General features: G+C 71.8%; 24 protein-coding genes. 15 read left to right on the top strand and 9 right to left on the bottom strand.

What is annotated here, in order from left to right; all coding sequences use genetic code 11:
* Nucleotides 1-64 precede the first annotated feature (64 nt).
* On the top strand, nt 65-1300 hold the full coding sequence (locus ACFT2C_RS18635; RefSeq protein ID WP_377208562.1) for an NAD(P)/FAD-dependent oxidoreductase: 1236 nt from the start codon (nt 65-67) through the stop codon (nt 1298-1300).
* A gap of 30 nt (nt 1301-1330) precedes the next feature.
* Here ACFT2C_RS18635 and ACFT2C_RS18630 read toward each other — a convergent pair whose 3' ends face one another.
* A complete protein-coding gene (locus ACFT2C_RS18630) occupies nt 1331-2083 on the bottom strand; it encodes a TetR/AcrR family transcriptional regulator (RefSeq protein WP_377208561.1) in 753 nt (250 codons plus the stop codon).
* A 105-nt stretch (nt 2084-2188) separates the two neighbouring features.
* On the opposite strand from ACFT2C_RS18630, the gene ACFT2C_RS18625 reads away from it, so the two are divergent.
* The 6 genes from ACFT2C_RS18625 (at nt 2189) to ACFT2C_RS18600 (ending at nt 5813) form a co-directional block, all read left to right on the top strand.
* Nucleotides 2189-2686: a nitroreductase family deazaflavin-dependent oxidoreductase gene (locus ACFT2C_RS18625; protein ID WP_377208560.1), complete on the top strand. Its 498-nt coding sequence runs from the start codon at nt 2189-2191 to the stop codon at nt 2684-2686.
* The gene (locus tag ACFT2C_RS18620; protein ID WP_377208559.1) at nt 2683-3654 is read left to right on the top strand and encodes an NAD(P)-dependent alcohol dehydrogenase; all 972 of its coding nucleotides are present in this window, start codon (nt 2683-2685) and stop codon (nt 3652-3654) included. The genes ACFT2C_RS18625 and ACFT2C_RS18620 overlap by 4 nt, the downstream gene beginning before the upstream one ends.
* 29 nt (nt 3655-3683) lie before the next feature.
* On the top strand, nt 3684-4355 hold the full coding sequence (locus ACFT2C_RS18615; protein ID WP_377208558.1) for a ThuA domain-containing protein: 672 nt from the start codon (nt 3684-3686) through the stop codon (nt 4353-4355).
* 57 nt (nt 4356-4412) lie between these two features.
* A complete protein-coding gene (locus ACFT2C_RS18610) occupies nt 4413-5156 on the top strand; it encodes a hypothetical protein (protein WP_377208557.1) in 744 nt (247 codons plus the stop codon).
* A 98-nt stretch (nt 5157-5254) separates the two neighbouring features.
* The gene (locus tag ACFT2C_RS18605; protein ID WP_377208556.1) at nt 5255-5476 is read left to right on the top strand and encodes a type II toxin-antitoxin system ParD family antitoxin; all 222 of its coding nucleotides are present in this window, start codon (nt 5255-5257) and stop codon (nt 5474-5476) included.
* On the top strand, nt 5463-5813 hold the full coding sequence (locus ACFT2C_RS18600; RefSeq protein ID WP_377208555.1) for a type II toxin-antitoxin system PemK/MazF family toxin: 351 nt from the start codon (nt 5463-5465) through the stop codon (nt 5811-5813). The genes ACFT2C_RS18605 and ACFT2C_RS18600 overlap by 14 nt, the downstream gene beginning before the upstream one ends.
* Nucleotides 5814-5882: 69 nt before the next feature.
* Here ACFT2C_RS18600 and ACFT2C_RS18595 read toward each other — a convergent pair whose 3' ends face one another.
* The 4 genes from ACFT2C_RS18595 to ACFT2C_RS18580 form a co-directional block, all read right to left on the bottom strand.
* The gene (locus ACFT2C_RS18595) at nt 5883-6362 is read right to left on the bottom strand and encodes a tRNA (cytidine(34)-2'-O)-methyltransferase (protein WP_377208575.1); all 480 of its coding nucleotides are present in this window, start codon (nt 6360-6362) and stop codon (nt 5883-5885) included.
* A 129-nt stretch (nt 6363-6491) separates the two neighbouring features.
* Complete coding sequence (locus ACFT2C_RS18590) at nt 6492-7313, bottom strand: alpha/beta fold hydrolase (protein WP_377208554.1); 822 nt, start codon at nt 7311-7313, stop codon at nt 6492-6494.
* A 140-nt stretch (nt 7314-7453) separates the two neighbouring features.
* Nucleotides 7454-8953 (bottom strand): LuxR C-terminal-related transcriptional regulator, encoded by a 1500-nt coding sequence (locus ACFT2C_RS18585; protein WP_377208553.1) that lies wholly within the window; start codon nt 8951-8953, stop codon nt 7454-7456.
* Between the two features lie 57 nt (nt 8954-9010).
* Nucleotides 9011-9616: a hypothetical protein gene (locus tag ACFT2C_RS18580; protein ID WP_377208552.1), complete on the bottom strand. Its 606-nt coding sequence runs from the start codon at nt 9614-9616 to the stop codon at nt 9011-9013.
* A 237-nt stretch (nt 9617-9853) separates the two neighbouring features.
* Here ACFT2C_RS18580 and trpS point away from each other — a divergent pair, with 237 nt between their 5' ends.
* On the top strand, nt 9854-10987 hold the full coding sequence (trpS, locus tag ACFT2C_RS18575; protein WP_377208551.1) for a tryptophan--tRNA ligase: 1134 nt from the start codon (nt 9854-9856) through the stop codon (nt 10985-10987).
* A 121-nt stretch (nt 10988-11108) separates the two neighbouring features.
* On the opposite strand, the gene ACFT2C_RS18570 is transcribed toward trpS, so the two are convergent.
* Nucleotides 11109-13034, bottom strand: coding sequence for a phosphoenolpyruvate carboxykinase (GTP) (locus ACFT2C_RS18570; RefSeq protein ID WP_377208550.1), 1926 nt, complete (start codon nt 13032-13034; stop codon nt 11109-11111).
* Between the two features lie 245 nt (nt 13035-13279).
* On the opposite strand from ACFT2C_RS18570, the gene ACFT2C_RS18565 reads away from it, so the two are divergent.
* The 3 genes from ACFT2C_RS18565 to ACFT2C_RS18555 all read left to right on the top strand — a co-directional run bounded on the left by ACFT2C_RS18565 (nt 13280) and on the right by ACFT2C_RS18555 (nt 16422).
* Nucleotides 13280-14770, top strand: a complete 1491-nt coding sequence (locus ACFT2C_RS18565) for a helix-turn-helix domain-containing protein (RefSeq protein ID WP_377208549.1) — start codon at nt 13280-13282, stop codon at nt 14768-14770.
* Nucleotides 14771-14825: 55 nt separating this feature from the next.
* Nucleotides 14826-15503, top strand: coding sequence for a hypothetical protein (locus ACFT2C_RS18560; RefSeq protein ID WP_377208548.1), 678 nt, complete (start codon nt 14826-14828; stop codon nt 15501-15503).
* 181 nt (nt 15504-15684) lie between these two features.
* Nucleotides 15685-16422 carry a DUF2306 domain-containing protein gene (locus ACFT2C_RS18555; protein ID WP_377208547.1) on the top strand — a complete coding sequence of 246 codons (738 nt, stop codon included), beginning with the start codon at nt 15685-15687 and terminating at the stop codon, nt 16420-16422.
* Here ACFT2C_RS18555 and ACFT2C_RS18550 read toward each other — a convergent pair.
* The gene (locus tag ACFT2C_RS18550; RefSeq protein WP_377208546.1) at nt 16419-17717 is read right to left on the bottom strand and encodes an alpha/beta fold hydrolase; all 1299 of its coding nucleotides are present in this window, start codon (nt 17715-17717) and stop codon (nt 16419-16421) included. The genes ACFT2C_RS18555 and ACFT2C_RS18550 overlap by 4 nt on opposite strands.
* A gap of 70 nt (nt 17718-17787) precedes the next feature.
* On the opposite strand from ACFT2C_RS18550, the gene ACFT2C_RS18545 reads away from it, so the two are divergent.
* From ACFT2C_RS18545 to ACFT2C_RS18530, 4 genes are read left to right on the top strand one after another with little or no spacing between them, the layout of a single operon-like run.
* Nucleotides 17788-18243, top strand: coding sequence for a nucleotidyltransferase domain-containing protein (locus ACFT2C_RS18545; RefSeq protein ID WP_377208545.1), 456 nt, complete (start codon nt 17788-17790; stop codon nt 18241-18243).
* Nucleotides 18240-18632 (top strand): DUF86 domain-containing protein, encoded by a 393-nt coding sequence (locus ACFT2C_RS18540; protein WP_377208544.1) that lies wholly within the window; start codon nt 18240-18242, stop codon nt 18630-18632. The genes ACFT2C_RS18545 and ACFT2C_RS18540 overlap by 4 nt, the downstream gene beginning before the upstream one ends.
* 27 nt (nt 18633-18659) lie before the next feature.
* The gene (locus ACFT2C_RS18535; RefSeq protein ID WP_377208543.1) at nt 18660-19370 is read left to right on the top strand and encodes a hypothetical protein; all 711 of its coding nucleotides are present in this window, start codon (nt 18660-18662) and stop codon (nt 19368-19370) included.
* Entirely contained in the window at nt 19354-19947 is a 594-nt protein-coding gene (locus ACFT2C_RS18530; protein WP_377208542.1) for a TetR/AcrR family transcriptional regulator, read from the top strand. Before ACFT2C_RS18535 ends, ACFT2C_RS18530 begins: the two co-directional genes overlap by 17 nt.
* A 75-nt stretch (nt 19948-20022) precedes the next feature.
* Here the strand turns inward: ACFT2C_RS18530 and glpK are convergent, their stop codons facing one another.
* Nucleotides 20023-21537: a glycerol kinase GlpK gene (gene glpK, locus ACFT2C_RS18525; RefSeq protein WP_377208541.1), complete on the bottom strand. Its 1515-nt coding sequence runs from the start codon at nt 21535-21537 to the stop codon at nt 20023-20025.
* Nucleotides 21538-21591: 54 nt separating this feature from the next.
* The gene (locus ACFT2C_RS18520; RefSeq protein ID WP_377208540.1) at nt 21592-22323 is read right to left on the bottom strand and encodes an MIP/aquaporin family protein; all 732 of its coding nucleotides are present in this window, start codon (nt 22321-22323) and stop codon (nt 21592-21594) included.
* Between the last annotated feature and the right edge of the window lie 89 nt (nt 22324-22412).

The following is a 22412-nucleotide window of genomic DNA, read 5'->3' as shown; positions in this document are numbered from 1 at the left end:
AGGCGTCGCCGCTCGACGGGGAGGGGTATGGGGAGGTAGGGCTCTGAGGAGAGGGAGCACGAGCGTGCGCGAGACGAAGACCGCTGTCGTCGTGGGGGCCGGGATGGTCGGCCTCGCGACCGCCTGGCACCTGCAGGAACGTGGCGTCGAGGTGACGGTCCTGGACCGGACCGGTGTGGCCTCCGGCGCGTCCTGGGGGAACGCCGGCTGGCTTACTCCGGGCATGGCGATGCCGCTGGCCGACCCGTCGCTCTGGACCTATGGCCCTAAGGCGATGCTCGACCCCGACGCCGCCCTCAGCGTCCCCTTCCGGTTCGACCGGGCGCTCTGGGGCTTCGTCGCCCGGTTCATGGCGCACGCGACGCCGGGCGCGTGGCGGCGCGCGATGGCGGACCTCACGCCGATCGACCGGATGGCGCTCGAGGCGTACGACGAGCTCGAGGCGGGCGGCGTGCACGCGACGTCGTACCCCAGCCGCTGGGTGGTCGGGTTCGAGCGGGAGCGGGAGTCGGTCCCGTTCGTCCACGAGCTGCGCGGTGTGGCCAAGGCGGGCCAGGAGGTCCGCCTCTCGAGGGTGCCCGACGGCGTCCGCGTGCCCCACCTCTCCCGGGCCATCCAGTCGGCCTGGACGCTGGAGGGGCAGCGATACATCGAGCCGGGCCCGTACGTGGAGGCGCTGGCGACCGCGGTCAGCGCGCGTGGCGCGAAGCTCCTGACGGACGCTCAGGTCACCGGCATCCGGCCGGTGCCGGGCGGCGCCGAGGTCGCCATCCAGGGACACGACACGATGACCGCCGACGCCGTGGTGATCGCCACCGGCGCGTGGCTCCCGGGCCTGGCGCGGCAGTTCGGCGTGCGGACCCGGGTGCAGGCGGGGCGGGGCTACTCGTTCAGCGTTCCCGTGGAGGGCCCGCCGATCGACCACCCCGTCTACTTCCCGGCCCGGCGCGTGGCCTGCACGCCCTACCAGGGGCGGCTGCGCGTGGCCGGGACCATGGAGTTCCGCGGGCCGGACGAGCCGTTCCAGGCCGGCCGCGTCCGGGCGATAGTGAACTCGGTCCGCGGCCTCTTCGAGGGCGTCGACCTGGACTCCCGCGAGGACGAGTGGGTGGGCTCCCGGCCGGTGACGCCGGACGGGCTGCCGCTCGTGGGCCGGACTGCCGCCCCCGGCGTCTACGTGGCCGGCGGCCACGGTATGTGGGGCATCGTGCTCGGCCCCGCGACCGGCCGCGCGCTTGCGGGCCTGATCACGACGGGGCAGACGCCGGAGGAGATCCGGCCGTTCGACCCGTTGCGGTGACCCTGTCCACGGCCGTCGCGGGAGATCCGGTCAGCTCTGCTCACGTGCGGCGAGCCGGTCGAGCCCGTCGAGGACGATGTCGAGGCCGAACTCGAACTCCGTCTGATCGTCGCACCAGCCGAGGGCCGACCCCGCACCCTCGTGCGTGACCTCCGCCAGCATCTCCATCATGTGCGGAACCTGGTCGGCCATCTGCGCGAGCAGCGCGATGGCGGGGTCGTCGGCGCCCTCCTTGGCGCCCCCGCCCGCGGCCGAGCCGGCCACGGCGCCGTCGGGCTCGAAAAGCTCCTGCGAGAACCCGAGTGCCCGGCTGCCCAGGGCGTGCATGGCGTGGTGGATCAGGTCGTAGGAGAAGCCCCCGCGGCGCATCAGGCCGAGGAGCGAGTCGTAGTACCGCACAATGTGCAGGCTGAACGACGTCCGGGTCTCCAGGACCGTGGGCGCCCACGGGTGACGGACCAGCACCGCGCGGGCCGTGAGGATCTGCCGGCGCATCGTGGGCTTCCACGCTGCCAGGGGAGCGTCGTCGGCCAGCGGCTCCAGCCGGCCGACGGCGTCCTGGATCTCCGCCGCGACCACGTCGACCACGCCGTCCAGCAGGTCTTCCTTGTTGGCGACGTGGTGGTAGAGCGACATCGCCTCGATCCCGAGCTCGCGGGCCAGGCTGCGCATCGTGAGCGCGCCTAGGCCGTCCCGGTCGGCCAGCGCGACCGCCGACTCGAGCACCCGGGCGCGCGTCAGGACGCTCCGTGGTGCCGTGCCTGTCGTCCGAGGTGAAGTCATGGTGCCGCGATCCTACGTCTACCGAACCCTTGACGGGCCGGGCTTGCACATCTACCTTACGACGTAAGGCTTGCATCGTAAGCCTCTTCGAGAAGGCGGGACGTCATGTGGGTCTGGATCCTCTGGGTTGTCCTGGGGCTGCTGGTGGTGGCGCTCGCCGGCTTCCTCGCGCTCGTGATGGCCATGCGCACCAAGAACCGGCGAGGGCTCGCCATCATCCGCCGCTTCAGCAGGCGGTTCGGCCGCCCGATCGAGCTGCGCACCGCTGGGGAGCCCGGCGCTTCCGCGGCGGTCGTCCGGCACGTCGGGCGAAAGTCGGGTGCGTCGTACGCGACGCCGATCGGCGTGTATCCGATGGACGACGACTTCCTCGTCTACCTGCCGTACGGGCCGGGCGTCGACTGGTTGCGGAACATCCGTGCGGCCGGCTCTGCGGAGCTGCGGGTCGAGGGGCGCACGCACCGGGTGGCGCCGCAGGTCGTCGAACCGGCCGACGCGCTGCCCTACCTGTCCGCGCGGGATCGCCGGGTCGCCCGCGTCTTCGGCGTCACCGACTTCCTCGTGCTGCGGCGCACGCCGGTCGTCTCGGGCGGCGCCTCGTGAGGGCCGTCGTCCGGGACAGATACGGTCCGGTCGAGGGCCTGCGGGTGGCCACGCTCGAGCGGCCCGTCCCGGATCCGGGGGAGGTAGTGGTCCGGGTCAGGGCCGCCTCGCTGAACATGGCGGACCTCGATCACCTTCTCGGCCGCCCGCGCCTCGCGCGGATCGGCACCGGCCTGGTCCGGCCGGCCAACCGCCGGGTCGGGGTCGACGTCGCCGGGACCGTCGAGGAGGTGGGGCGGGACGTGACCGGCCTCCGCCCGGGCGACCGCGTCTGGGCCGACCTCTTCGGGAACGGGCACGGCGCGCTGGCGGACCGCGTGTGCGTCCCGGCGTCGGCCCTGTCGCCGCTGCCGGACGCCGTGTCGTTCGACGACGCCGCCACCGCACCGCACTCGGGGTCGCTCGCCCTGCAGGGTCTGCGCGCCGCCGGGCCGATCCGGCCTGGCGAGCGGGTGCTGGTCAACGGCGCGGGCGGGTGCGTGGGGCCGTTCGCCGTGCAGATGGCGAAGGCCCGGGGCGCCGTGGTGACCGCCGTCGACCACGGCGACAAGCTCGACTTTCTCCGGGACCTGGGCGCGGACGAGGTGATCGACTACACCCGCGAGGACGTCACGCGAGGTGACCGGCGGTTCGACGTCGTCCTCGACATCGCCGACACCCGGTCCGTGCGGCTGCTCCGCCGCGCCCTGGCGCCGGGTGGGCGGTACGTGCTGATCGCCCGGCGGATCGGCTCGTTCGCGGAGAAGGCGCTGCTGGGCCCGGTGGTCGGCGGGCTGACCGGGACCCGGATGGGCGTCTTCTCCTGGCGCCCGAACCAGCGGTCCGACCTGGCGGAGCTCGCCGGGCTCCTCGCGGCCGGCGACGTGGTGCCGCGGATCGACCGGCGCTACGCGCTCGACGACGCGGTCGAGGCCTTCCGCCGGCTGGAGTCTGGTGCGGCTCGCGGCAAGGTCCTGGTGATCCCGTAGCTCGCGGCGACCGTGGCAGGATCGGGCGCATGACGCAACGCCGCATCCTGATCCTGGCCGGCCGCGGGCGCTACGAGGACCCCTGGCACGACCACGCGGCGACGTCGCACACGGTTGCAGGCATCGTCGGTGACCTGGGCGCCGTCCAGGTGCGCGGGCTCTTCCGCGACGCACTGGACGACCTGGACTCCTCAGTGGGCCTGCTGGTCGTGAACGGCGGCTCCGGCCGCCGTGACCCGGGCTTCGACGGGTCGGACGACGACTGGCTCGCCTTCCACGCCCGGCTGGCGGACTGGGCGCGGGCAGGGGGCGCGGTGCTCGGCCTGCACCAGGCAGCGAACACGTTCTACGACGCGCCCGACTGGCCGGCGGTGCTCGGCGGCCGCTGGATCCCGGGCGAGTCCATGCACCCGCCGATCGGCCCAGCGCGGTTCGAGCTGGCGCAGGGGCACCCGGTCACGGACGGCCTCGCCGCGGTCGAGGCGTTCGACGAGCGCTACTGCCGCCTCCAGGTCGCCCCCGGAACGCGGGTCCTCGGCACCACCCGGGACGACGACGGTGCCGAGCAGCCGGCCCTCTGGGTCAACGAGGCGCACGGCGGCCGCAGCGTGTACTCGGGGCTGGGACACGACGTCCGCTCGTTCGCTTCGGAGGGGCACCGGGAGCTCCTGCGCCGGTCGGCGTCCTGGCTGCTGTCGTAGCGCATCGTCGACGCGGGGCTTGACCTCAACCAAGATTCAGGTTGTTGGCTGGCCTGCATGGAGATCATGAGCGTCGACACGGTGACCCGATCGACGGCGGAGACGGCCGCGTACTACGAGACCATTCTCGGGCTCCCGGTGCGGAAGGAGATCGGGGCGGTGGAGGTCGCCGTCGGGCGATCGGTCATACGGTTCCGGGAGGATCCGGGCGCCGCGGGCGACCAGCACTACGCCTTCCTCATCGACGACGCGCGGTTCGACGCGGCCCGCGCCTTCCTCGAGGCGGGCCCCGGGCTGCTGGGCGACGGCGACCGCACCGAGTTCGAGGCGCAGGCCGCCTGGAACGCGCGATCGCTCTACTTCCCCGGGCCCGACCGGTCGGTCCTGGAGGTCATCGCGCGCCGGGACCTCCCCTCAGCGCTGGGTGCCGGGCACGTGTCGGGGGCGAAGGCCTCGAGCCCGCACGGGTCCGGCACCCAGCTCGTCCCGTTCGGCGCCGGCGACCTGCTCTCCGTGAGCGAGGTGGGCATCGCGGTGCCCGACGTCGTCGCTACCGCCGACCGGCTCGCCGACGCCGGGATCGGCCGCTACCCGGCCGGGTCGGCGACGTTCAGCCCGGCCGGGCACATCGACGGCATGCTCATCCTGGTCAGCCCGGGCCGTACCTGGTTCCCGACGTCGGATCGCATGGTCGGCGAGCCGCCCGTCACCGTGGTCGCGCAGGCCGGGGCGGCGAGCCCCGGTGTCGTACCCGGGCGGTACGAGCTGGCCCCGGGCCGCGTCCTCGTCGTCCGGCCGTAGCCCCAGGCCGGTCGACGCGGGCGGGCGGGCGTCAACGTGGTGCTACCCCTGGCCCAGAATGGGGCGACTCGGGTAGGATCAAGGGTATGAAGGTTAGTGTGAGCATTCCGGAGCAGGATCTACGGTTCCTGGACGACTACGTGGAAGACAAGGGCCTTGGGTCACGGTCGGCCGCCGTCCACGAGGCGATCGTTGCGCTTCGACAGATGGCGCTCACGCTTGAGGCTGAGCAGGCGATCGCAGAGTGGTATGACTCAGGCGAGGCCGAGGTCTGGGATGTGACGGTGGCCGACGGGCTGGAGTCCGATGTACCGCGGTGAGATCTGGTATGCGGACCTCGACCCAGTTCGGGGATCCGAGGCGAACAAGGTTCGGCCGGTCGTGATCGTGTCGAACGACGCCTACAACGCAGCAGCTCGACGACTTGGGCGTGGCGTGCTGACGATCGTGCCGCTGACGAGCAACGTCAAGCGGGTGCACTCGTTCCAGACGTTGGTCTCGAAGCGTGGCTCGGGGCTCCCCGTCGATTCCAAGGCGCAGGCAGAGCAGGTGCGTGCCGTTGATATGGCCCGCCTGGTCAACCGCGTAGGAAAGCTCACTGCAGAGGAAGTGGCGGCGCTCGACGAGGCCCTGCTGGTACACCTCGGGATCTCCTGAGTCGAGTGTCTGAGCGCGAACATCACTTTTGCGAGAATCTCAACATCACTCTTGCGAGCGATCGTTGCCTCACGCCCCCTCAGCGAACCCCGCCTGCCGCCACACCTCGTACACCGCTATCGACGCCGCGTTCGTCAGGTTGAGCGACCGGCGTCCGGGCAGCATCGGGATCCGCAGCTCGTCGGTGACGCGCGGGTGGGCGAGCGCCTCGGGCGGCAGGCCCGTCGGCTCGGGCCCGAACAGCAGGATGTCGCCCGGCCGGTACGTCACGTCGGTGTAACGGGTGGTCGCGCGGGTCGTGAACGCGTAGACCCGGGCGTCCGGCACGGCGTCGAGCGCCGCGTCGAGCGACGGATGCACGTCCATGACGGCGAGGTCGTGGTAGTCGAGGCCCGCACGCTTCAGCTTGGCCTCCGACAGGTCGAAGCCGAGCGGCTCCACCAGGTGCAGCCGCGCGCCCGTGACGGCCGCGAGACGGATAGCGGAACCGGTGTTTCCGGGGATGCGGGGCTCGAAGTACACGACGTGGGCGAGCGGGGAATCGGGCAGCGCGGGGGCGTCAGGCTGGTGCGGCACGGGTCCATTCTCGCTGCCCGACGGCGGGGCGTCGTCCCGCCGTCGGGCAGCCTGCCTCCCGCCGTCGTGACGACCTGGAGAACAGCTCGCAGCCGGGGTTGTTCAGGAGGCGATGAACTCCAGGAGCTCCTTCGAGAAGTCCTCCGCGTAGGTGCCGTAGAGCCCGTGCGGGGCACCCGCGTGGACCTTGAGCGTCGCGTCCTTGAGGATCTCCGCGGTCTTGAGCGCGGCGGCCGCGATCGGGACGATCTGGTCGTCGTCGCCGTGGGAGACGAGGACGGGGATGTCGATGGCCTCCAGGTCGGCCGTGTAGTCCACCGCCGAGAACTGCGCGATGCAGTCGTAGGCGGGGACCAGGCCGGCCTGCATGGAGAGCCGCCAGAACTGGTCCCGCACCCCCTGCGTCACCGCGGAGCCCTCGCGGTTGCCGCCGTAGAACGGGACCGCGAGGTCCTGGTAGTACTGCGAGCGGTCGCTCAGCACGTGGGCGCGGATGTCGTCGAACACCGCGAGCGGGGTGCCCTCGGGGTTGTCGGGCGTCTGCAGCATGAGCGGCGGGACGGCGCCACGCAGGACGGCCTTGCGGACCCGGCCCGAGCCGTGCCGCGCCAGGTAGTGGGCGACCTCGCCGCCGCCCGTGGAGTGGCCGACGAGCACGGCGTCCTGGACGTCGAGTGCATCCAGCACCGCGGCCAGGTCGTCCGCGTAGTGGTCCATGTCGTTGCCGGTGGCCGTCTGGGTCGACCGGCCGTGGCCGCGCCGGTCGTGGGCGATGGCGCGGTAGCCCGCGTCCACGACGGCCTTGATCTGGACGTCCCAGTCGTCCGAGTTGAGCGGCCAGCCGTGGCTGAACACGACCGGGCTACCCGAGCCCAGGTCCTTGTAGTAGATCTCGACGCCGTCGGAAGTGGTGACAAGAGGCATGTCGAAGGCCCTTCTTCTGGGCCGACCTGCGTCGCCTGGGCGACCCTCCGGCCGGCCGTGAACGATGGTGTCGCCAGCCTCCGTCGCGGGTCGCGGCGGGCGCTTCCGTCAGATGACTGCACCGGTCACGGCACCGACGGTCACCGTGCGTCGAGAACGTCCCGGAGCTGGGCCCGATGGGTCACGCCGAGCAGCGGGAACACCCGGTACAGGTGGGAGCTGACCGTCCGCGGCGAGAGGAACAGCCGCTCGCCGATCTGCCGGTTCGTGAGACCGTGCGCAGCGAGCAGCACGATCTCGCGCTGCTGCGGGGTGAGCTCGGGCAGCGTGCCGGCGCCGCCGTCGTCCGCCCGCTCGGGGTGCGGCGCCGGCACGGTGGCCCCGGACGAGGCGCCGGCCGCGCGCACACCCGCGGCACGCAGCTCGGCCGCGGTGCGCCGGGCGAACGGGCCGGACCCGAGCCGCTCGAACGTGTCCTGCGCGGCGACCAGGTGCGGACGGGCCTCGGCCACCCGGCGCTGTCGGCGGAGCCATACGCCCAGGTCGAGCTGGACGCGGGCGCGTTCGAACGGCCACGTCGCACCCTCCCGGTCGGCCAGCGCGGCCGCGAAGTGCCCCTCGGCCCGCGCCCGGTCGGCGGCTGCTTCGGCTGCGGCGGCCACCAGGGCCGCGGCGTGCTCGACCAGCGCCCGCAGCCGGGCGGAGCCGTGCCCGGCCGCTTCCCGGAAGGCGACCGAGACCTTGCGCGCCTCCGCGAACCGGCCGGTCCGCAGGGCGGCCGTGACCAGGTCGACCGCCCCGTACAGCGAGAGATGGGGATGAAGCGGGTCACCGTGCTCGTCCACGATCAGCCGGAGCGCGTCGTGGGCGCGTTCGTGGTCGCCCTCGACCAGCGCGGCCAGTCCCAGCGCCCGGCGAGCGACGACGCCGACGGCGCGGCTCGCGTCCGCATCGAGTCCGACCAGCGCCCGCGCCGCCAGCTCCCGAGCGGTTCCGGGGTTGCCGCGGAGCGCGGCGAGCGCCGCGAGCTCGGCGTCGGCGACACGCCGGACCATCTCCGCGTCCGGGGTCCCGGCGAGCCGTACCGCCTCGGCGTGCGCGACCAGCGCCTCGTCCCAGGCACCGCTGTCCCGCAGCGCGGCGCCGAGCGTGTTCGAGACCAGCGCGTTCACACCGCCGAGCGCCGTCCGCTCCTGCCGGTCGAGGAAGGTGCGCAGGGCGGTCACCGCGTACGTCGTCCGGTCGACCACCCAGGCCGCGCCGCCGAGCTGGTTCAGCGTCACCTGATCAAGGCCTGACGGGTGGCCCATCGCGGTGAGCGCGGCCTCGACCTTCTTCACCGAACCTGTGGGGTCGAGCGAGGCGGCGAGCCAGATGGCGTGCGGCGGGCCGAGGTCCTCGTCCGGGCCGGCGTCGTCCTCGACCGGGCGGGCGAACGCAGGCGGCGCCGTCATCGCGGGTGCGAGCACGGCGGGCGGCCCGGCGTCCGCCTCGTGCGTCGTCCCGTCCCGGGACACGACCTCCAGGGCCGCCGCCACCTGGTCGCGGTGGGCCCGGTGGCCGGAGTTGTATGCGGCGACGGACGCCGGGGAGAGCGCCGACCACGCGGTGCCGGTATGTCCCGCGCGTGCGGCGCGCACCGCGACGGCGGACAGCAGCGTGACCGCCTCGGCGTGACGTGACGTACGCGACAGGGCCTAGCCCGAGGCGAGGCCGGCCTCCAGCGAGAGGGACAGGTCGTCGGTCAGGTCGGCCGCGCGGGCGCCGAGGCGGCCGACCCAGGTGCCGTCGCCCGCGTACATGGCGGCTCGCATGGCCAGCAGGTAGCGGCGCGCGGCGTCCGTCGAGTCCGGCGACAGCTCGGCCGAACGCTCCAGGGTCCGCGCCGCGCCCGCCCAGCCACCGTCGACCCGGGCTGCGTCGGCGGCGTCCTCGAGCGCCGCGGCGACCGGTTCGTCAGGTCCCAGGGTGGCCGCCGCGAGGTGCCAGGCACGGCGGTCGGCCCGCCGCGTGAGCGTGTCCGCCAGCAACCGGTGGGCGGCCTGCCGGTCCACGAACGGGGCCGCCTCGTAGAGCGCCCGTGGAGTGTCCGGGTCGCCCCAGAGCAGCGGCCGCGTGCCGGTCGCGTCCAGGCGGACCAGGCCGGATCGCTCGGCGGGCACCCAGTCGGCCAGCGCGTGCTCGGACAGGCTGCCGAGGAACAGGGGCAGGTCCTCGGGCGCCGCGGCCGCCGCGGCGAGCAGCAGACGCTGCGTGGCTTCGGGCAGGGCGGAGACGATGGAACTCAGGTTGAACGTGCCCACGGGCTCCATTGTCTCCGCTTCCCGGAGGAGACCGTGATCCCGCCCCGGGTAGTTCACCCGGCCGTCGGCCGGTGCTACGGTCGCCTCATGACGCACGGGCTGAGCTGGTGGCGGCTGCTCTCGCAGCCGTGACCTGACGCGCCCACCCGCACAGAAGTCCCGAGCTGCCCGCCGCAGCCCGGGACTTTTCTGTGCCCGACGCCGTGCGTGGGCAGCTCCCTGACCAAGGAGACCCACATGTCCGTCACCACGTCGCCCGAGGCGACCACCACGCCGTCGTCCGCCCCTCGCGAGACGCCCAGCATCACCCGGTCCGCCGCGGCGGCGCGCGAGCGCACCGCCGTCCTGGAAGACCTGATCGCCCGGAACCCGGGGGAGTACCGCGTCCTGACCGGGGACCGCCCCACCGGGGCCTTGCACCTCGGCCACCTGCTGGGGACCGTCGCCAACCGCGTACGCCTGCAGGACCTGGGCGTCGAGGTGTTCCTCATCGTCGCCGACTACCAGGTCATCACCGACCGGGACGACGCCGGCGACCTGCCGGTCACCGTCCGCGAGGTGCTGCTCGACTACCTCGCGGCCGGCCTGGACCCCGAGCGCAGCACGGTGTTCACGCACTCGGCGGTGCCCGCGCTGAACCAGCTCCTGCTGCCGTTCCTCTCGCTGGTCACGGTCGCCGAGCTGGAGCGCAACCCCACGGTGAAGGCCGAGGCGGAGGCCGCCCTGCTGCGGCAGAAGCGCGGCATCTCCGGCCTGCTGTTCACCTACCCGGTGCACCAGGCCGCCGACATCTTGTTCTGCCACGGCAACCTCGTGCCCGTCGGCGTGGACCAGCTGCCGCACCTGGAGATCACCCGCACCATCGCACGGCGGTTCAACCAGCGGTACGCGGCGGCCCAGCCGTACTTCCCCGAGCCGGACGCGCTCATCGCGCCGTCGACCACCGTCCTCGGCGACGATGGCCGCAGGATGTCCAAGTCGCGCGGCAACGCCCTGGAGCTGCGCGCCTCCGAGGACGAGACGGCGGCCTTCTTCAGGAGGGCCAGGACCGACGCCGACCGTGTGATCACCTACGAACCGGAGCGCCGGCCCGATATCGCCAACCTGCTCCAGATCGGCGCCTACTTCTCGGGGACGACGCCGGAGGCGCTCGCCGACGAGATGGGCGCCGCCGGCGCGGGCCGTCTCAAGGCTGTGGTCACCGAGGCGGTGGTGGAGGGCCTGCGCCCACTGCGTGCCCGACGGCGGGAGCTCGCCGCCGCGGGACCGCGCCACCTCGCCGAGATCCTCGCGCGGGGCAACGCCCGGGCGAACGCGATAGCGGACCGCACCCTGGACGACGTCCGCGGGCTGATGGGGATGCGGTACTGAGCGCGGACAGGGGAGATCCCCGGCCAGGATGCCTCAATAACCTGGCCGGGGACGCCTGTTCGGACGGCCGACGGCGCGACGGGTAGCCACCCGAGGAAGTCGCGCCGTCAGCCGCCCGAGATCATCGGGCCAGACGCTCCCTCAGGGCGTCCAGCTGGGTGTGCAGCGCGGCCGGAGTGTGGTCGCCGAACCGGGCGAAGAACTCCTCGGTCAGGTCGGCCTCGGCCTGCCACGGCTTGGTGGGGATGTCAAAGAGGGCGGCCATGTCGGCGTCGGGCACCTCGATGCCGTCCAGGTTCAGCGTGCCCGGTGCGGGCACGCTACCCACGGGGGTGGCGACGGAGACGTCCTCGCGCAGGCCACGGCCGGCCTCGACCTGGCCGACGATCCACTCGATGACGCGCGAGTTCTCGCCGAATCCCGGCCACAGGAAGCGGCCGTCGTCGCCCTTGCGGAACCAGTTGACCTGGAAGATCGTCGGGCGCTTCGACTCCTCGATGCCGTCGCCGACGGTCAGCCAGTGCGCCCAGTGGTCGGCCATGTTGTAGCCGCAGAACGGGAGCATCGCGAAGGGGTCGCGGCGCAGCTCGCCGAGCGCGCCCTCGGCGGCGGCCGTGCGCTCCGAGGAGATGGTGGCGCCCATGAACACGCCGTGCTCCCAGCCGAACGACTGCGCCACCAGCGGCACGTTCGTGGCGCGGCGGCCGCCGAACACGATCGCGTCGACCGGCACACCGGCCGGGTCCTCCCAGGTGTCCGCGATGGTGGGGCACTGGGCCGCCGACACGGTGAACCGGGAGTTCGGGTGCGCGGCGGGGCGCTCGGCGGCGTCGGCAGGCGTCCAGTCGTTGCCCTGCCAGTCGATCAGGTGCTCCGGCGCCTCGGGCGTGAGGCCCTCCCACCAGACGTCGCCGTCGTCGGTCAGGGCGACGTTGGTGAAGATGGTGTCGCGGTCGAAGGTCGCGACGGCGGTCGGGTTGGTGTCGATGCCGGTGCCCGGCGCGACGCCGAAGAAGCCCGCCTCGGGGTTGATGGCGCGCAGCGTGCCGTCGGGGCCGGGGCGCATCCAAACGATGTCGTCGCCGAGGGTCTCGACCTTCCAGCCCGGGATGGTGGGCTGCAGCATCGCGAGGTTCGTCTTGCCGCACGCGCTCGGGAAGGCGGCGGCCAGGTGGTACTGGCGCTGCTCCGGCGACGTGATGCGGATGAGCAGCATGTGCTCGGCGAGCCAGCCCTCGTCGCGCGCCATCGCCGACGCGATGCGCAGCGCGAAGCACTTCTTGCCGAGCAGGGCGTTGCCGCCGTAGCCGGAGCCGTACGACCAGATCTCGCGGGTCTCCGGGAAGTGCACGATGTACTTGGTGTCGCTGCACGGCCAGGCGACGTCCGCCTCGCCCTCGGCGAGGGGCGCGCCCACCGAGTGCACGGCGGGGACCCACTGCTGGCCGGCGTCGATGAGCCGCAGGATCTCGTCCGAGACCCGCGTCATGACGTGCATCGACACGACGACGTACGGCGAGTCGGTGATCTCGATGCCCACCTGCGAGATGGGGCCGCCCACCGGGCCCATCGAGAACGGCACCACGTACATGGTGCGGCCCTTCATCGAGCCCTCGAAGACGCCGTCCAGCTCGGCGCGCATCTCGTCCGGGGCCATCCAGTTGTTGGTGGGGCCGGCGTCCTCCTCGTCCTGCGAGCAGATGAAGGTGCGCGACTCGACGCGGGCGACGTCGGCCGGGTTGGAGCGGGCCAGGTACGAGCCCGGGCGCTTGGCCTGGTTCAGCTCGACAAGCGTGCCCGCGGCGAGCATCTGATCGATGAGGCGCTGCTTCTCGGCGGCCGAGCCGTCGCACCAGACGATCTCGTCGGGCTGCGTGAGCGCGGCGACGCCGGCCACCCAGGCCCGCACGTCCTGCTCGCCGGCCGGGGGCACGGGGCTCGTGGCCGCCTCGGACGACGTGGCCGACGCGGTGCTCTGGTCGGTCGTGAGGTCGGAGACGAGCTCGGCGACGAGCCGGGTTCGGCGGGGGTTCGCGAGGACGGACATGTGCGCTCCGATCGTCATGCGGCGGGCCACGGTGGCGGGCTTGTTTCCACTCTCGTGTGCGGAACCGCTCGAATTCCAGTGTTGGGGCTGTCAAGAATCGCTGATCTTCACTTAGTGTGAAGGAGCGGGTTCTTGTTGCCGGGTCACGGCAAGACAACTGCTTGGCTGTGAGCGTGATCATGGCGACTACCCGCCCGTTTGAGGCGCAACGATGACGCCCACAACCACGAGCTGACGGAGGCGACATGCCTACGAGAGGTGACGCGACGGCGTCGGGCGGCGAGACCGACCTCATCACGCTGGGGCGCCGCATCCGGCACCTGCGCACCGCGCACGGGCTGACGCTGGATGCGCTCGGCGAGAAGGTGGGCTCGGCGCCGAGCCTGCTCTCCCTCGTGGAGAACGGGCGGCGCGAGCCGCGGCTGTGGCTCCTCCGGTCGATCGCGGAGGCGCTCGGCGTGCCGATGAGCGAGCTGCTGAGCGCGGAGCCGCCGTCGCGCCGCGCGGCCCTGGAGATCGCGCTCGACCGGGCCCAGCGCGGCCCGCTCTTCACCACCCTCGGCGTGCCGGCGGTCAAGCCCAGCCAGAAGCTGCCGATGCCGGTGCTGGAACAGCTCGTGGGCCTGCACGACGAGCTGGCGCGGCGCGAGCAGATGGCGATCGCCACGCCCGAGGAGGCGCGGCGGGCCAACACCGACCTGCGCCTGGAGCGGGAGGCCCGCGACAACCACTACCCGCAGTTCGAGGCGGTCGCGGAGCAGCTGGTCAAGGCCGCCGGGTACACGGGCGGTGCGCTCACCCACCGTACGGTGGCGCGGATGGCGGAGCAGATGGGCTTCACCCTCCTGCACGTGGGTGACCTGCCCCGGTCCGCCCGCAGCGTGACCGACCTGCGCAACGGGCGCATCTACCTGCCACCGGCGTCGACGCCAGGCGGTCACGGGCTGCGGTCGCTCGCGCTGCAGGCGCTGGCACACCGCGTGCTGGAGCACGACCGGCCGCGGTCCTACGGCGAGTTCCTGCGCCAGCGGGTCGAGATCACGTACTTCGCCGCGGCCTGTCTGGTGCCGCAGTTCGTGGCGGTGCCGTTCCTCCAGGAGCGCAAGCGGGAGCACGATCTCGCGGTCGAGGACTTCCGCGACGCCTTCGGCATCACGCACGAGGCCGCCGCGATGCGGCTCACCAACCTCGCCACCCACCACCTCGGCATCCCGCTGCACTTCCTGCGCGTGGGGGCCGACGGCGCGCTGTTCCGCGGCTACGCGAACGACGGCCTGCCGTTCCCGCAGGACGTCACGGGCGCCATCGAGGGGCAGCTCATCTGCCGGCGGTGGGCGGCCCGCGAGGCGTTCGAGCGCCGCGACCGGGCCACCGAGTTCTATCAGTACACCGACACTCCGGCCGGGACGTTCTGGTGCTCCACCCAGACCGGATCGATGTCGCCGGCCGGTGGGCCGGACGGCGGGTCGGGCGCGTTCTCCATCACGGTCGGCGTGCCGTACGCGCACGCCAAGTGGTTCCGAGGGCGCGACACCCGGGTGCGGCGCGTCTCGACCTGCCCCGACCCGGCGTGCTGCCAGCGCCCCGCGCCGGAGCTCACCGAGCGCTGGTCGGGCGAGGCCTGGCCGTCCGGGCGCATGCACCAGCAGATCCTCGCGGCCCTGCCGCGTGGCGCCTTCCCCGGCGTCGACGACGCCGAGGTCTACGCGTTCCTCGACAAGCACGCGCCCGAATGACGGCTTCACGGTGTATCGCGCGTTCCGGGTGGGTGCCGGGTTAGCGTAGGCAACCGTGGCATCGAACCTGGCTTGCATCGGACTGGACGTCTGGCGACGTAGCGACTTTCGCGACATGGTGGCGGTCGCTCGCGCCGAGGCGGTGACCATCGCCAAGGACGGCGAGGTCGGCGTCCATATCTGGACCGACGCCTCCGGTGCCCGCCTGATCATCACTACCGAGGGCGACCTGGTCCGGGTGGTCACGCCCTCGTTCTGCGCCTCTCCCGGCGCGATCATGTCGGAGCCGCAGGCGGTCGACGGCGGGCTCGTGCTCGCCGAGCTCGTGAACGACGAGGACGAGGTCATCACCGAGATCGCCTGCCAGCTCGAGGAGCTCGCCCTGCTCGGCTCGGCGGCGCCGCCGGTCGAGGGCCCGGCCTCCGTCGTCGTCCTGGGCAACTCCGTGCAGGTGACCGGGCGGGTCGACGGCGGCGTGGCAGGCCTGGTCTTCGAGCCCACCGGGGCGTACGCCGCGGCGACCGACGCCGTCGCGCACCTGACCGGCGTCGTGCTCGCGGTCGAGCAGCGCTCCGTCTCCCGGACGGGCCAGGCGTTCACCGCCGCGCGCGTGCAGACCGACGGCTTCCAGGTCACGCTCTGCGTCCCGGCCGGCGACCCGCCGCTGGCCGCGGGCGACGTCGTCGAGGTGGACGGCTACGTGGTCGCCTCGATCCCGGCCCTCCGCGCCTGACTCGGTCGGCGGCGGCTCTCGGCGGCTGTCATGAGGGCGAACGTAGGTGTAGTCGCTGCATGGGCGCTCGGAGTGCGACTATCCCTACGTTCGACGGCGGCGCCAGGGTAGGGCGGGCCCTACCCTGGCGCCGTGGGTGTGCAGGCTGGGTTGGGTGCCAGCGCCTTCTTACGGTCGTCGTATGGCCTCTGACCTGCGTAAAGATGCTCGCGTAGCCCGCCCGACCGCTTCTCTTGCCGGACGGCCTCGGTGGTGGCGCCGGCCCTGGATCGCCCCGCTGGGTGTGGTCGTGCTGGCGTTCCTCGCCTTCTCGCTGCCGCGCTACCTGGGTCTGGACCCCCAGCAGAGCCTCGTGCCTTCGACCTTCCCCGGGCACTACGCGCTGCTCGTGGCCCACATCGGGTTCGCGACGGTCGCGATGACCACCGGGTTCTTCCAGGTGTGGCCGTGGTTCCGTCGGCGATTCCGGTCGACGCATCGGCGCTTCGGGCATGTGTACGTGCTGGGTGGGGTGATCCCGGCGTCGATCCTCGCGGGCATCATCGGTTCGGCCTCCCCGTTCGGGCCGATGTCGGCGGTGAGCCACGTGTTCCTGGCGGTGTTGTGGCTGTCCTGCACGGTGGCCGGGTTCCGGGCGGCCCGGCAGCGCCGATTCGACGACCACCGCGAGTGGATGGTCCGCAGCTACGTGCTCACTCTGTCGATCATCACCAACCGCCTGTGGCACCTCGTGTGGATGCCGGTCCTCGGGCCGCAGGTGGACACCTGGTTCCAAGGCAGCGACATCGCCATGCTGCAGACCGAGATGGCACTCACCAACTGGCTCGGCTGGACCGTGCCGCTGGTCGTGGCGGAGGTGTGGCTGATGCGCCGGCGTCCGGGCCGCCGCCGTCGGACGACTGGGGCCGCCTCCCGTTAGTCGCGCAGCGGGCCGCCGCGCGCGTCCAGGCGGTCCAGGAGGCGGGACAGGACGTCGCCGAGGCGCAGGCCGTCGTGCTCGAACTCGTTGGTGACCCACGGCGCCACGTTGCCCACGTGCGCCGCCGTCTCCAGCGAGAGCGACGAGTCGACGAACATGTCGTCGAAGTACACGGCGGCCTCGACCGGGACCTCGTTGTCCGCGAGGCGGTGCAGGTCGTACAGGTCGCCCCAGTGCTGCCGCTCGGCGAGGGCGTTCGCCGCGGCCTCGAACGGTCGCAGGGCGCTGATCTCGGAGAACATCCAGGGATAGATCATCTCGCCGGTCATCAGCAGCGGGCGGGCGTCTTCGCCGAAGGCCGGGTCGGCGTCGCGCACGGACTGGGCGGCCCACGCCGTCGGACCCGTGTGAGCCTGGGCGTAGACCGACTCGTGCAGGACGGCGTACAGCGGGTTCGTCGCGAACGACGTCTCCGCCGCCACCGTGGCGAGGAACGTGTCGCTGAGTGGACCGCCGTGCGGAGAGTCGAACGCCTCGTCGACGATCCAGTGCACCCGGTCGAAGCCGGGCTGCATGCCGAAGTCCATTCCGAGCGTCTGGAACCTGCGGGTGGTGAGCATGTCGCCGCCCGGCTCGGTCACCTGGCCGGTCGAGAGGCGGTCGGCGATGCGCCCGAGCGCCTTCACGGCGTGCGGGTAGCGCGCGCGGAACCGCTCGTTCTTGGCGATCACGCGCGGCTGGGTGCGCTCGTAGACCTCCCGGGCCGACGCCGTGAGGCCGGGCAGGCCGCCGGTGACGATGCTCGCGTTCAGGCCCTCGGGGGCGAACGACAGGTACGTCATGGTGATGAAGCCGCCGTACGACTGGCCGAGCGAGGTCCAGCGGCGGCCGTCGAACACTGTCTTCCGGACGTGCTCGGCGTCGCGCACTATGTTGTCCGCGCGAAAGTGCGCGAGGTACTCGGCCTGCTGCTCAGGTGTGCCGACGGCGTTGAGCGCAGCCGCCCGGACCGCGCTGGACCGCCCGGTGCCGCGCTGGTCGAGGAGTACCACCCGGAAGCGCTTGAGCGCGGTGCCGACCCAGCCGTCCGGGCCGGTCGGGCGCGGGCCCTTGCCGCCGGGGCCGCCCTGCAGGAACACGAGGAGCGGCAGGTCCTCGGTGCGGCGTGCGGGATCGACGAGCTCGCGGGCGAACACCGAGATCGTGGGGGATCCGTCGGGCTGGGACCAGTCGAGCGGGACGTCGACGGAGTGGTCGGTGACGTGGACGCCGGGAAGGGTGTAGCTGATGGGCACGGGGTCACGCTATCGCTGCGGGCTATGGCGACACCTAGCACCGTGATCACAAGTCGATATAATCGAAGTCATGGGCAACTACGGGAGGGATCTGCGCGCCCGGCGCGTACGCGCGGGGTTGACGCAGCGCGAGCTGGCGGCGAGGTCGGGAACATCGCAGCCAGCGATAGCCGCAATCGAGAAGGGCGTCCGCAGCCCCGTGCTCGAGACCCGAGCTCGACTCGATGCTGCCCTTCGGGTGCGGCCTTCGATCCTGCTGGAGAGCGCACTCGAGCAGGTCCGGGAAGTGCTCGGTCGGTACGACGTGACCAACCCGCGTGTCTTCGGGTCCGTGGCGCGAGGCGAAGATACGCCGGAGTCGGACCTCGACCTGCTGGTCACGACCCCGCGGGACTTCGACATCTTCGACAAGGTCGCGCTGGCCGAAGCCCTCGAGGAGGCAGTCGGCGTGCACGTGGATGTGGTTCCCGATGACGCGCACGGGCCGGCTGCCGCACGCGCAGCTGCCGACGCGGTGCCGCTGTGACCGCCGGTGCTGGCCCATCAGACTCGGGAGAGGGTGCGGCCGATCGAGAGAAGGTCGGCCGGTACCTGGCGGACCTGGCTCGATTCGGGGAGCAGGCACGCCAGCTGGTCTCCGAAGGGCACGAGGCCTATATGGCCCAGACGTTCGACGGGGAACGGAGCAGAGGCTTTGGTGAGCACATCGTCCTGAATGTCGCGACGGTTGCCGAGCGCCTCCCGGAGTGGTTCAAGGAACTGCATCCCGATATCGGCTGGCCCGCTCTCAAGGGGATGCGCAACCTGATCGCTCACGTCTACGACGGCGTGGACGACGAGCTCGTGTGGCGCGCCCTGGTGAAGCGCGTGCCCTGGATGGTCGAGGAGCTGACCGACGGTGATTCGTTGCATTAGTGGAGTCGCTGCTCTAATAATTGACTCATGACGACCACCGAGGTGCGACAGCCACCTGCCCTCGCCGCCCTGCTCGGCCTGGGCGTGCTCGCCCTCGGCCTCGCGCTGGGCTGGTTCGCGCCCGCGCTCGCGCGGGGCCTGGTCGACCTGATCGAGGCGACGCCGCTGCCCGCGCCAGGCCCGGTCCGGACGATCGGGACGCTCACCCTGCCGTGGTCGCTCGCGATCCTGGGCGGGCTCGGGCTGGTGTGCGGCGCGTTCTTCGCCCTGATGACGGTCGCCGAGGCGCCCCGGCTCACCGTCTCCGACGACCACCTCGAGCACCGGCAGGAGGAGCGCGAGGTGTGGATCGAGCGGTCCGACGTCGGCGCCGCGTTCCGCGAGAAGAACGACCTGGTGCTCCTGCGGCCGGACGGCGGCCTCCGCGCCCGGCTCGACGTCGACACCCTGTCCGGGGCCACGGTCCGGGGAGCCCTCGACCAGCACCGCTGGCCGTGGCGGGACACGGACCCGTACGAGCAGCGGTTCGAGCGCTGGGTCGACGGCCGGCCCGGTTTCACGGCCGCCGAGCACGAGGCGCTCCGACGTCGGCTCGAGGAGCGCGCGGACGAGGCCGCCCGTCGCCAGGCGGACGAGGACCTGGCCGCGCTCGGACTGGTGGCTCGTGTCCGGGACGACCGGATCCAGGTGCGCCGGGCGACGTCGGCCGACGAGGGCGCGCGTGGCGCGGACCGTTGACCCCGCGCGCCACGAGGCGCGCCGGCTCGTCATCATCGACGCCGCCCTGACCGTCTTCGCGGAGCGCGGGTACGACAGCACCACCACCGCGGCGATCTGCCGGCAGGCGGGCATCGGGTCGGGCACGTTCTTCCACTACTTCCCGACCAAGCTGGACGTGCTGCTGGCGATCCTGACGCTGGGCATCGAGGAGGTCCGTGAGGCCGGGGCAGTCTACGCGGACCGGACGGACCCGCTCGGCGTCCTCCTCGACATCGTCAGGCAGGGCGCCGACGACGCCGCGGAGCCGCGGATGCCGGGCTTCGTGCGCGCGGTGGGCGGCGTCATGCACCAGCCGGACGTCGCCGCGAAGCTCGACGAGGACGCGCAGGCGCAGCGTGACCTGATCCTGCCCTGGGTCGAGAAGGCGCAGGGCGCGGGCGAGATCAGGACCGACCTCACCCCCGACCGGATCACCTCGTGGCTCTACCTGCTGACCGACGGCTTCCTGGGCCGCATAGCGGTCGAGGAAGACTTCACCGCAGAAGGCGAGAAGGAAACCCTCGTGGACACGGCACGACGTTTCCTGGCGCCCTAGTGCGAACGCTGGTCGAGCTTGTCGAGACCGGTCTCGACAAGCTCGACCAGCGAGGTGCGCTCGACCAGCTGCAGGTCAACCGATATCCGCGTCCACCCAGTCGAAGGTCTTCGTCACGGCCTTCTTCCAGCTCCGGTACAGCCGCTCCCGCTCGGCCTGTTCCATGTTGGGCTCCCACCGCCTGTCCTCCGCCCAGTTCGCGATGACGTCGGACTCGCCCTTCCAGAACCCGACCGCGATGCCCGCCGCGTACGCGGCGCCGAGCGCGGTGGTCTCCGCGACGACGGGGCGGACGACGGGGACGCCGAGCTGGTCGGCCTGGAACTGCATCAGCAGCTCGTTGGCGATCATGCCGCCGTCCACCTTGAGCTCGGTGAGCTCCACGCCGGAGTCGGCCTTCATGGCGTCCATGACCTCGCGGGTCTGATACGCCGTGGCCTCCAGAGCGGCCCGCGCGATGTGGTTCCGGTTGACGAACCGGGTCAGGCCCACGAGGGCACCCCGCGCGTCGGGCCGCCAGTACGGCGCGAACAGGCCGGAGAAGGCGGGCACGAAGTACGCGCCGCCGTTGTCCTCGACCTTGCGGGCCATCCATTCGACGTCCTGCGAGTCGGCGAACATGCCCAGGTTGTCGCGGAGCCACTGGACCAGTGACCCGGTGACGGCGATGGAGCCCTCAAGCGCGTAGACGGCGTCCGCGTCGCCGATCTTGTAGCAGACCGTGGTGAGCAGGCCGTGCTCGGACGGCACCTTCTCCGTACCCGTGTTGAGCAGCATGAAGTTGCCGGTGCCGTACGTGTTCTTCGCGGTGCCGACCTCGAAGCATGCCTGCCCGAAGGTCGCGGCCTGCTGGTCGCCCAGGATGCCCGCGATGGGCACGCCGGGCACCATGCCCTTGGTGCGCCCCTCTCCGTACACCTCGGAGGAGGAGCGGATCTCGGGGAGCATCGACAGCGGGATGCCCATGTCCGCGGCGATGTCCTCGCGCCAGGACAGGGTGTCGAGGTCCATGAGCATGGTGCGGGAGGCGTTCGTGACGTCGGTGACGTGCACGCCGCCGTCGACCCCGCCGGTCATGTTCCACAGGACCCACGCGTCGGTGTTGCCGAAGAGCAGGTCGCCGCGGTCGGCCGCCGCGCGCGCGCCCTCGACGTTGTCGAGGATCCATTTCACCTTGGGCCCGGAGAAGTAGGTGGCGAGGGGCAGGCCCACTATCGCCTTGTACTTGTCCGCGCCCTCGGACCCGCCGAGCTCGTCGACGATGGCCTGCGTGCGCGTGTCCTGCCAGACGATCGCGTTGTAGACCGGCTTGCCGGTCGTCTTGTCCCACACCACCGTGGTCTCGCGCTGGTTGGTGATGCCGACGGCGGCGAGATCGGTGTAGTTGATGTTCGCCCTGGTCAGCGCGAGACCCACCACCTCGCGGGTGTTGTCCCAGATCTGTTCCGGCTTGTGCTCCACCCAGCCGGCCCGCGGGAAGATCTGATCGTGCTCGATCTGCCCGCTGGACACGATGGTCCCGGAGTGATTGAAGACGATCGCCCTGGAGCTTGTCGTGCCCTGGTCGATCGCGAGTACGTAGTCAGCCATCGGTCTTGACTCCCTTGTCTGTGTCGAAGCCTGTGTTGAGGTTCGGGCCGCGGATCAGGCGACTGCCGCGGCCAGCAGTCCGCCGAGAGCGCCGCCGACGAGCGGCCCGACCACCGGGACCCACGAGTAGGCCCAGTCGCTCGAGCCCTTGCCCGGGATGGGCAGGACGAAGTGGGCGATGCGCGGGCCGAAGTCACGGGCCGGGTTGATGGCGTACCCCGTGGGACCACCGAGGCTCGCGCCGATACCGGTCACGAGGAGGGCTGCGGCCAGCGGCCCGATGTCGCCCGGCCAGTTCGCGAACGACAGGATGACGAAGACCAGCATGAACGTGCCGATGACCTCGGTGACGAAGTTCCACAGGTACGAGCGGATCTGCGGGCCGGTCGAGAAGACCGCGAGCTTGATCGCCGGGTCCGCGTCCTCGTCGAAGTGCTGCTTGTACGTCAGGTACGCGAGGACGGCGCCCACGAAGGCGCCGGCGAGCTGCGCGACCCAGTAGATGAGCATGTTGACGAAGTCGGCCGGGATGCCCGGGGCGAACTCCTCGGCCCCGCTGGACAGGACGCCCAGCGTCACGGCGGGGTTGATGTACGCCCCGGACTTCAATGCCACGTACACGCCGGCGAAGACTGCAAGACCCCACCCGAAGTTGATGAGCAGCCAGCCGCCGTTGAATCCCTTGTTCTTCGGGAGGATCACGTTGGCGACGACTCCGGCACCGCCGAGGATCAGGATCATGGTGCCCAGGAACTCCGGAACCATGATGTCCGTGAATGCGTTCATCGTTGACTCGCTTTCTGCCGACCACTATGTCGGCGTACGGAGGTGAACCCGGCGGCTCCTCTGGGGTGTCCCGTCGGCGGACTAGTAGG

Origin of the sequence: Promicromonospora sp. NPDC057138 (assembly GCF_042670845.1) — a bacterium.
GTDB lineage: Bacteria > Actinomycetota > Actinomycetes > Actinomycetales > Cellulomonadaceae > Promicromonospora.
The sequence above is the reverse complement of the archived record's forward strand: the minus strand, read 5'-3'. Positions and strand labels throughout refer to the sequence as shown.

Excerpts from the sequence above, each read along its gene's own strand:
- ACFT2C_RS18565 (WP_377208549.1), top strand. The coding sequence starts at position 13,280 with ATGCCTACGAGAGGTGACGCGACGGCGTCGGGCGGCGAGACCGACCTC.
- ACFT2C_RS18610 (WP_377208557.1), top strand. The coding sequence starts at position 4,413 with ATGGAGATCATGAGCGTCGACACGGTGACCCGATCGACGGCGGAGACG.
- glpK (WP_377208541.1), bottom strand. The coding sequence starts at position 21,537 with ATGGCTGACTACGTACTCGCGATCGACCAGGGCACGACAAGCTCCAGG.
- ACFT2C_RS18590 (WP_377208554.1), bottom strand. The coding sequence starts at position 7,313 with ATGCCTCTTGTCACCACTTCCGACGGCGTCGAGATCTACTACAAGGAC.
- ACFT2C_RS18615 (WP_377208558.1), top strand. The coding sequence starts at position 3,684 with ATGACGCAACGCCGCATCCTGATCCTGGCCGGCCGCGGGCGCTACGAG.
- ACFT2C_RS18545 (WP_377208545.1), top strand. The coding sequence starts at position 17,788 with ATGGGCAACTACGGGAGGGATCTGCGCGCCCGGCGCGTACGCGCGGGG.
- ACFT2C_RS18570 (WP_377208550.1), bottom strand. The coding sequence starts at position 13,034 with ATGTCCGTCCTCGCGAACCCCCGCCGAACCCGGCTCGTCGCCGAGCTC.
- ACFT2C_RS18630 (WP_377208561.1), bottom strand. The coding sequence starts at position 2,083 with ATGACTTCACCTCGGACGACAGGCACGGCACCACGGAGCGTCCTGACG.
- trpS (WP_377208551.1), top strand. The coding sequence starts at position 9,854 with ATGTCCGTCACCACGTCGCCCGAGGCGACCACCACGCCGTCGTCCGCC.
- ACFT2C_RS18535 (WP_377208543.1), top strand. The coding sequence starts at position 18,660 with ATGACGACCACCGAGGTGCGACAGCCACCTGCCCTCGCCGCCCTGCTC.
- ACFT2C_RS18600 (WP_377208555.1), top strand. The coding sequence starts at position 5,463 with ATGTACCGCGGTGAGATCTGGTATGCGGACCTCGACCCAGTTCGGGGA.
- ACFT2C_RS18520 (WP_377208540.1), bottom strand. The coding sequence starts at position 22,323 with ATGAACGCATTCACGGACATCATGGTTCCGGAGTTCCTGGGCACCATG.
- ACFT2C_RS18625 (WP_377208560.1), top strand. The coding sequence starts at position 2,189 with ATGTGGGTCTGGATCCTCTGGGTTGTCCTGGGGCTGCTGGTGGTGGCG.
- ACFT2C_RS18555 (WP_377208547.1), top strand. The coding sequence starts at position 15,685 with ATGGCCTCTGACCTGCGTAAAGATGCTCGCGTAGCCCGCCCGACCGCT.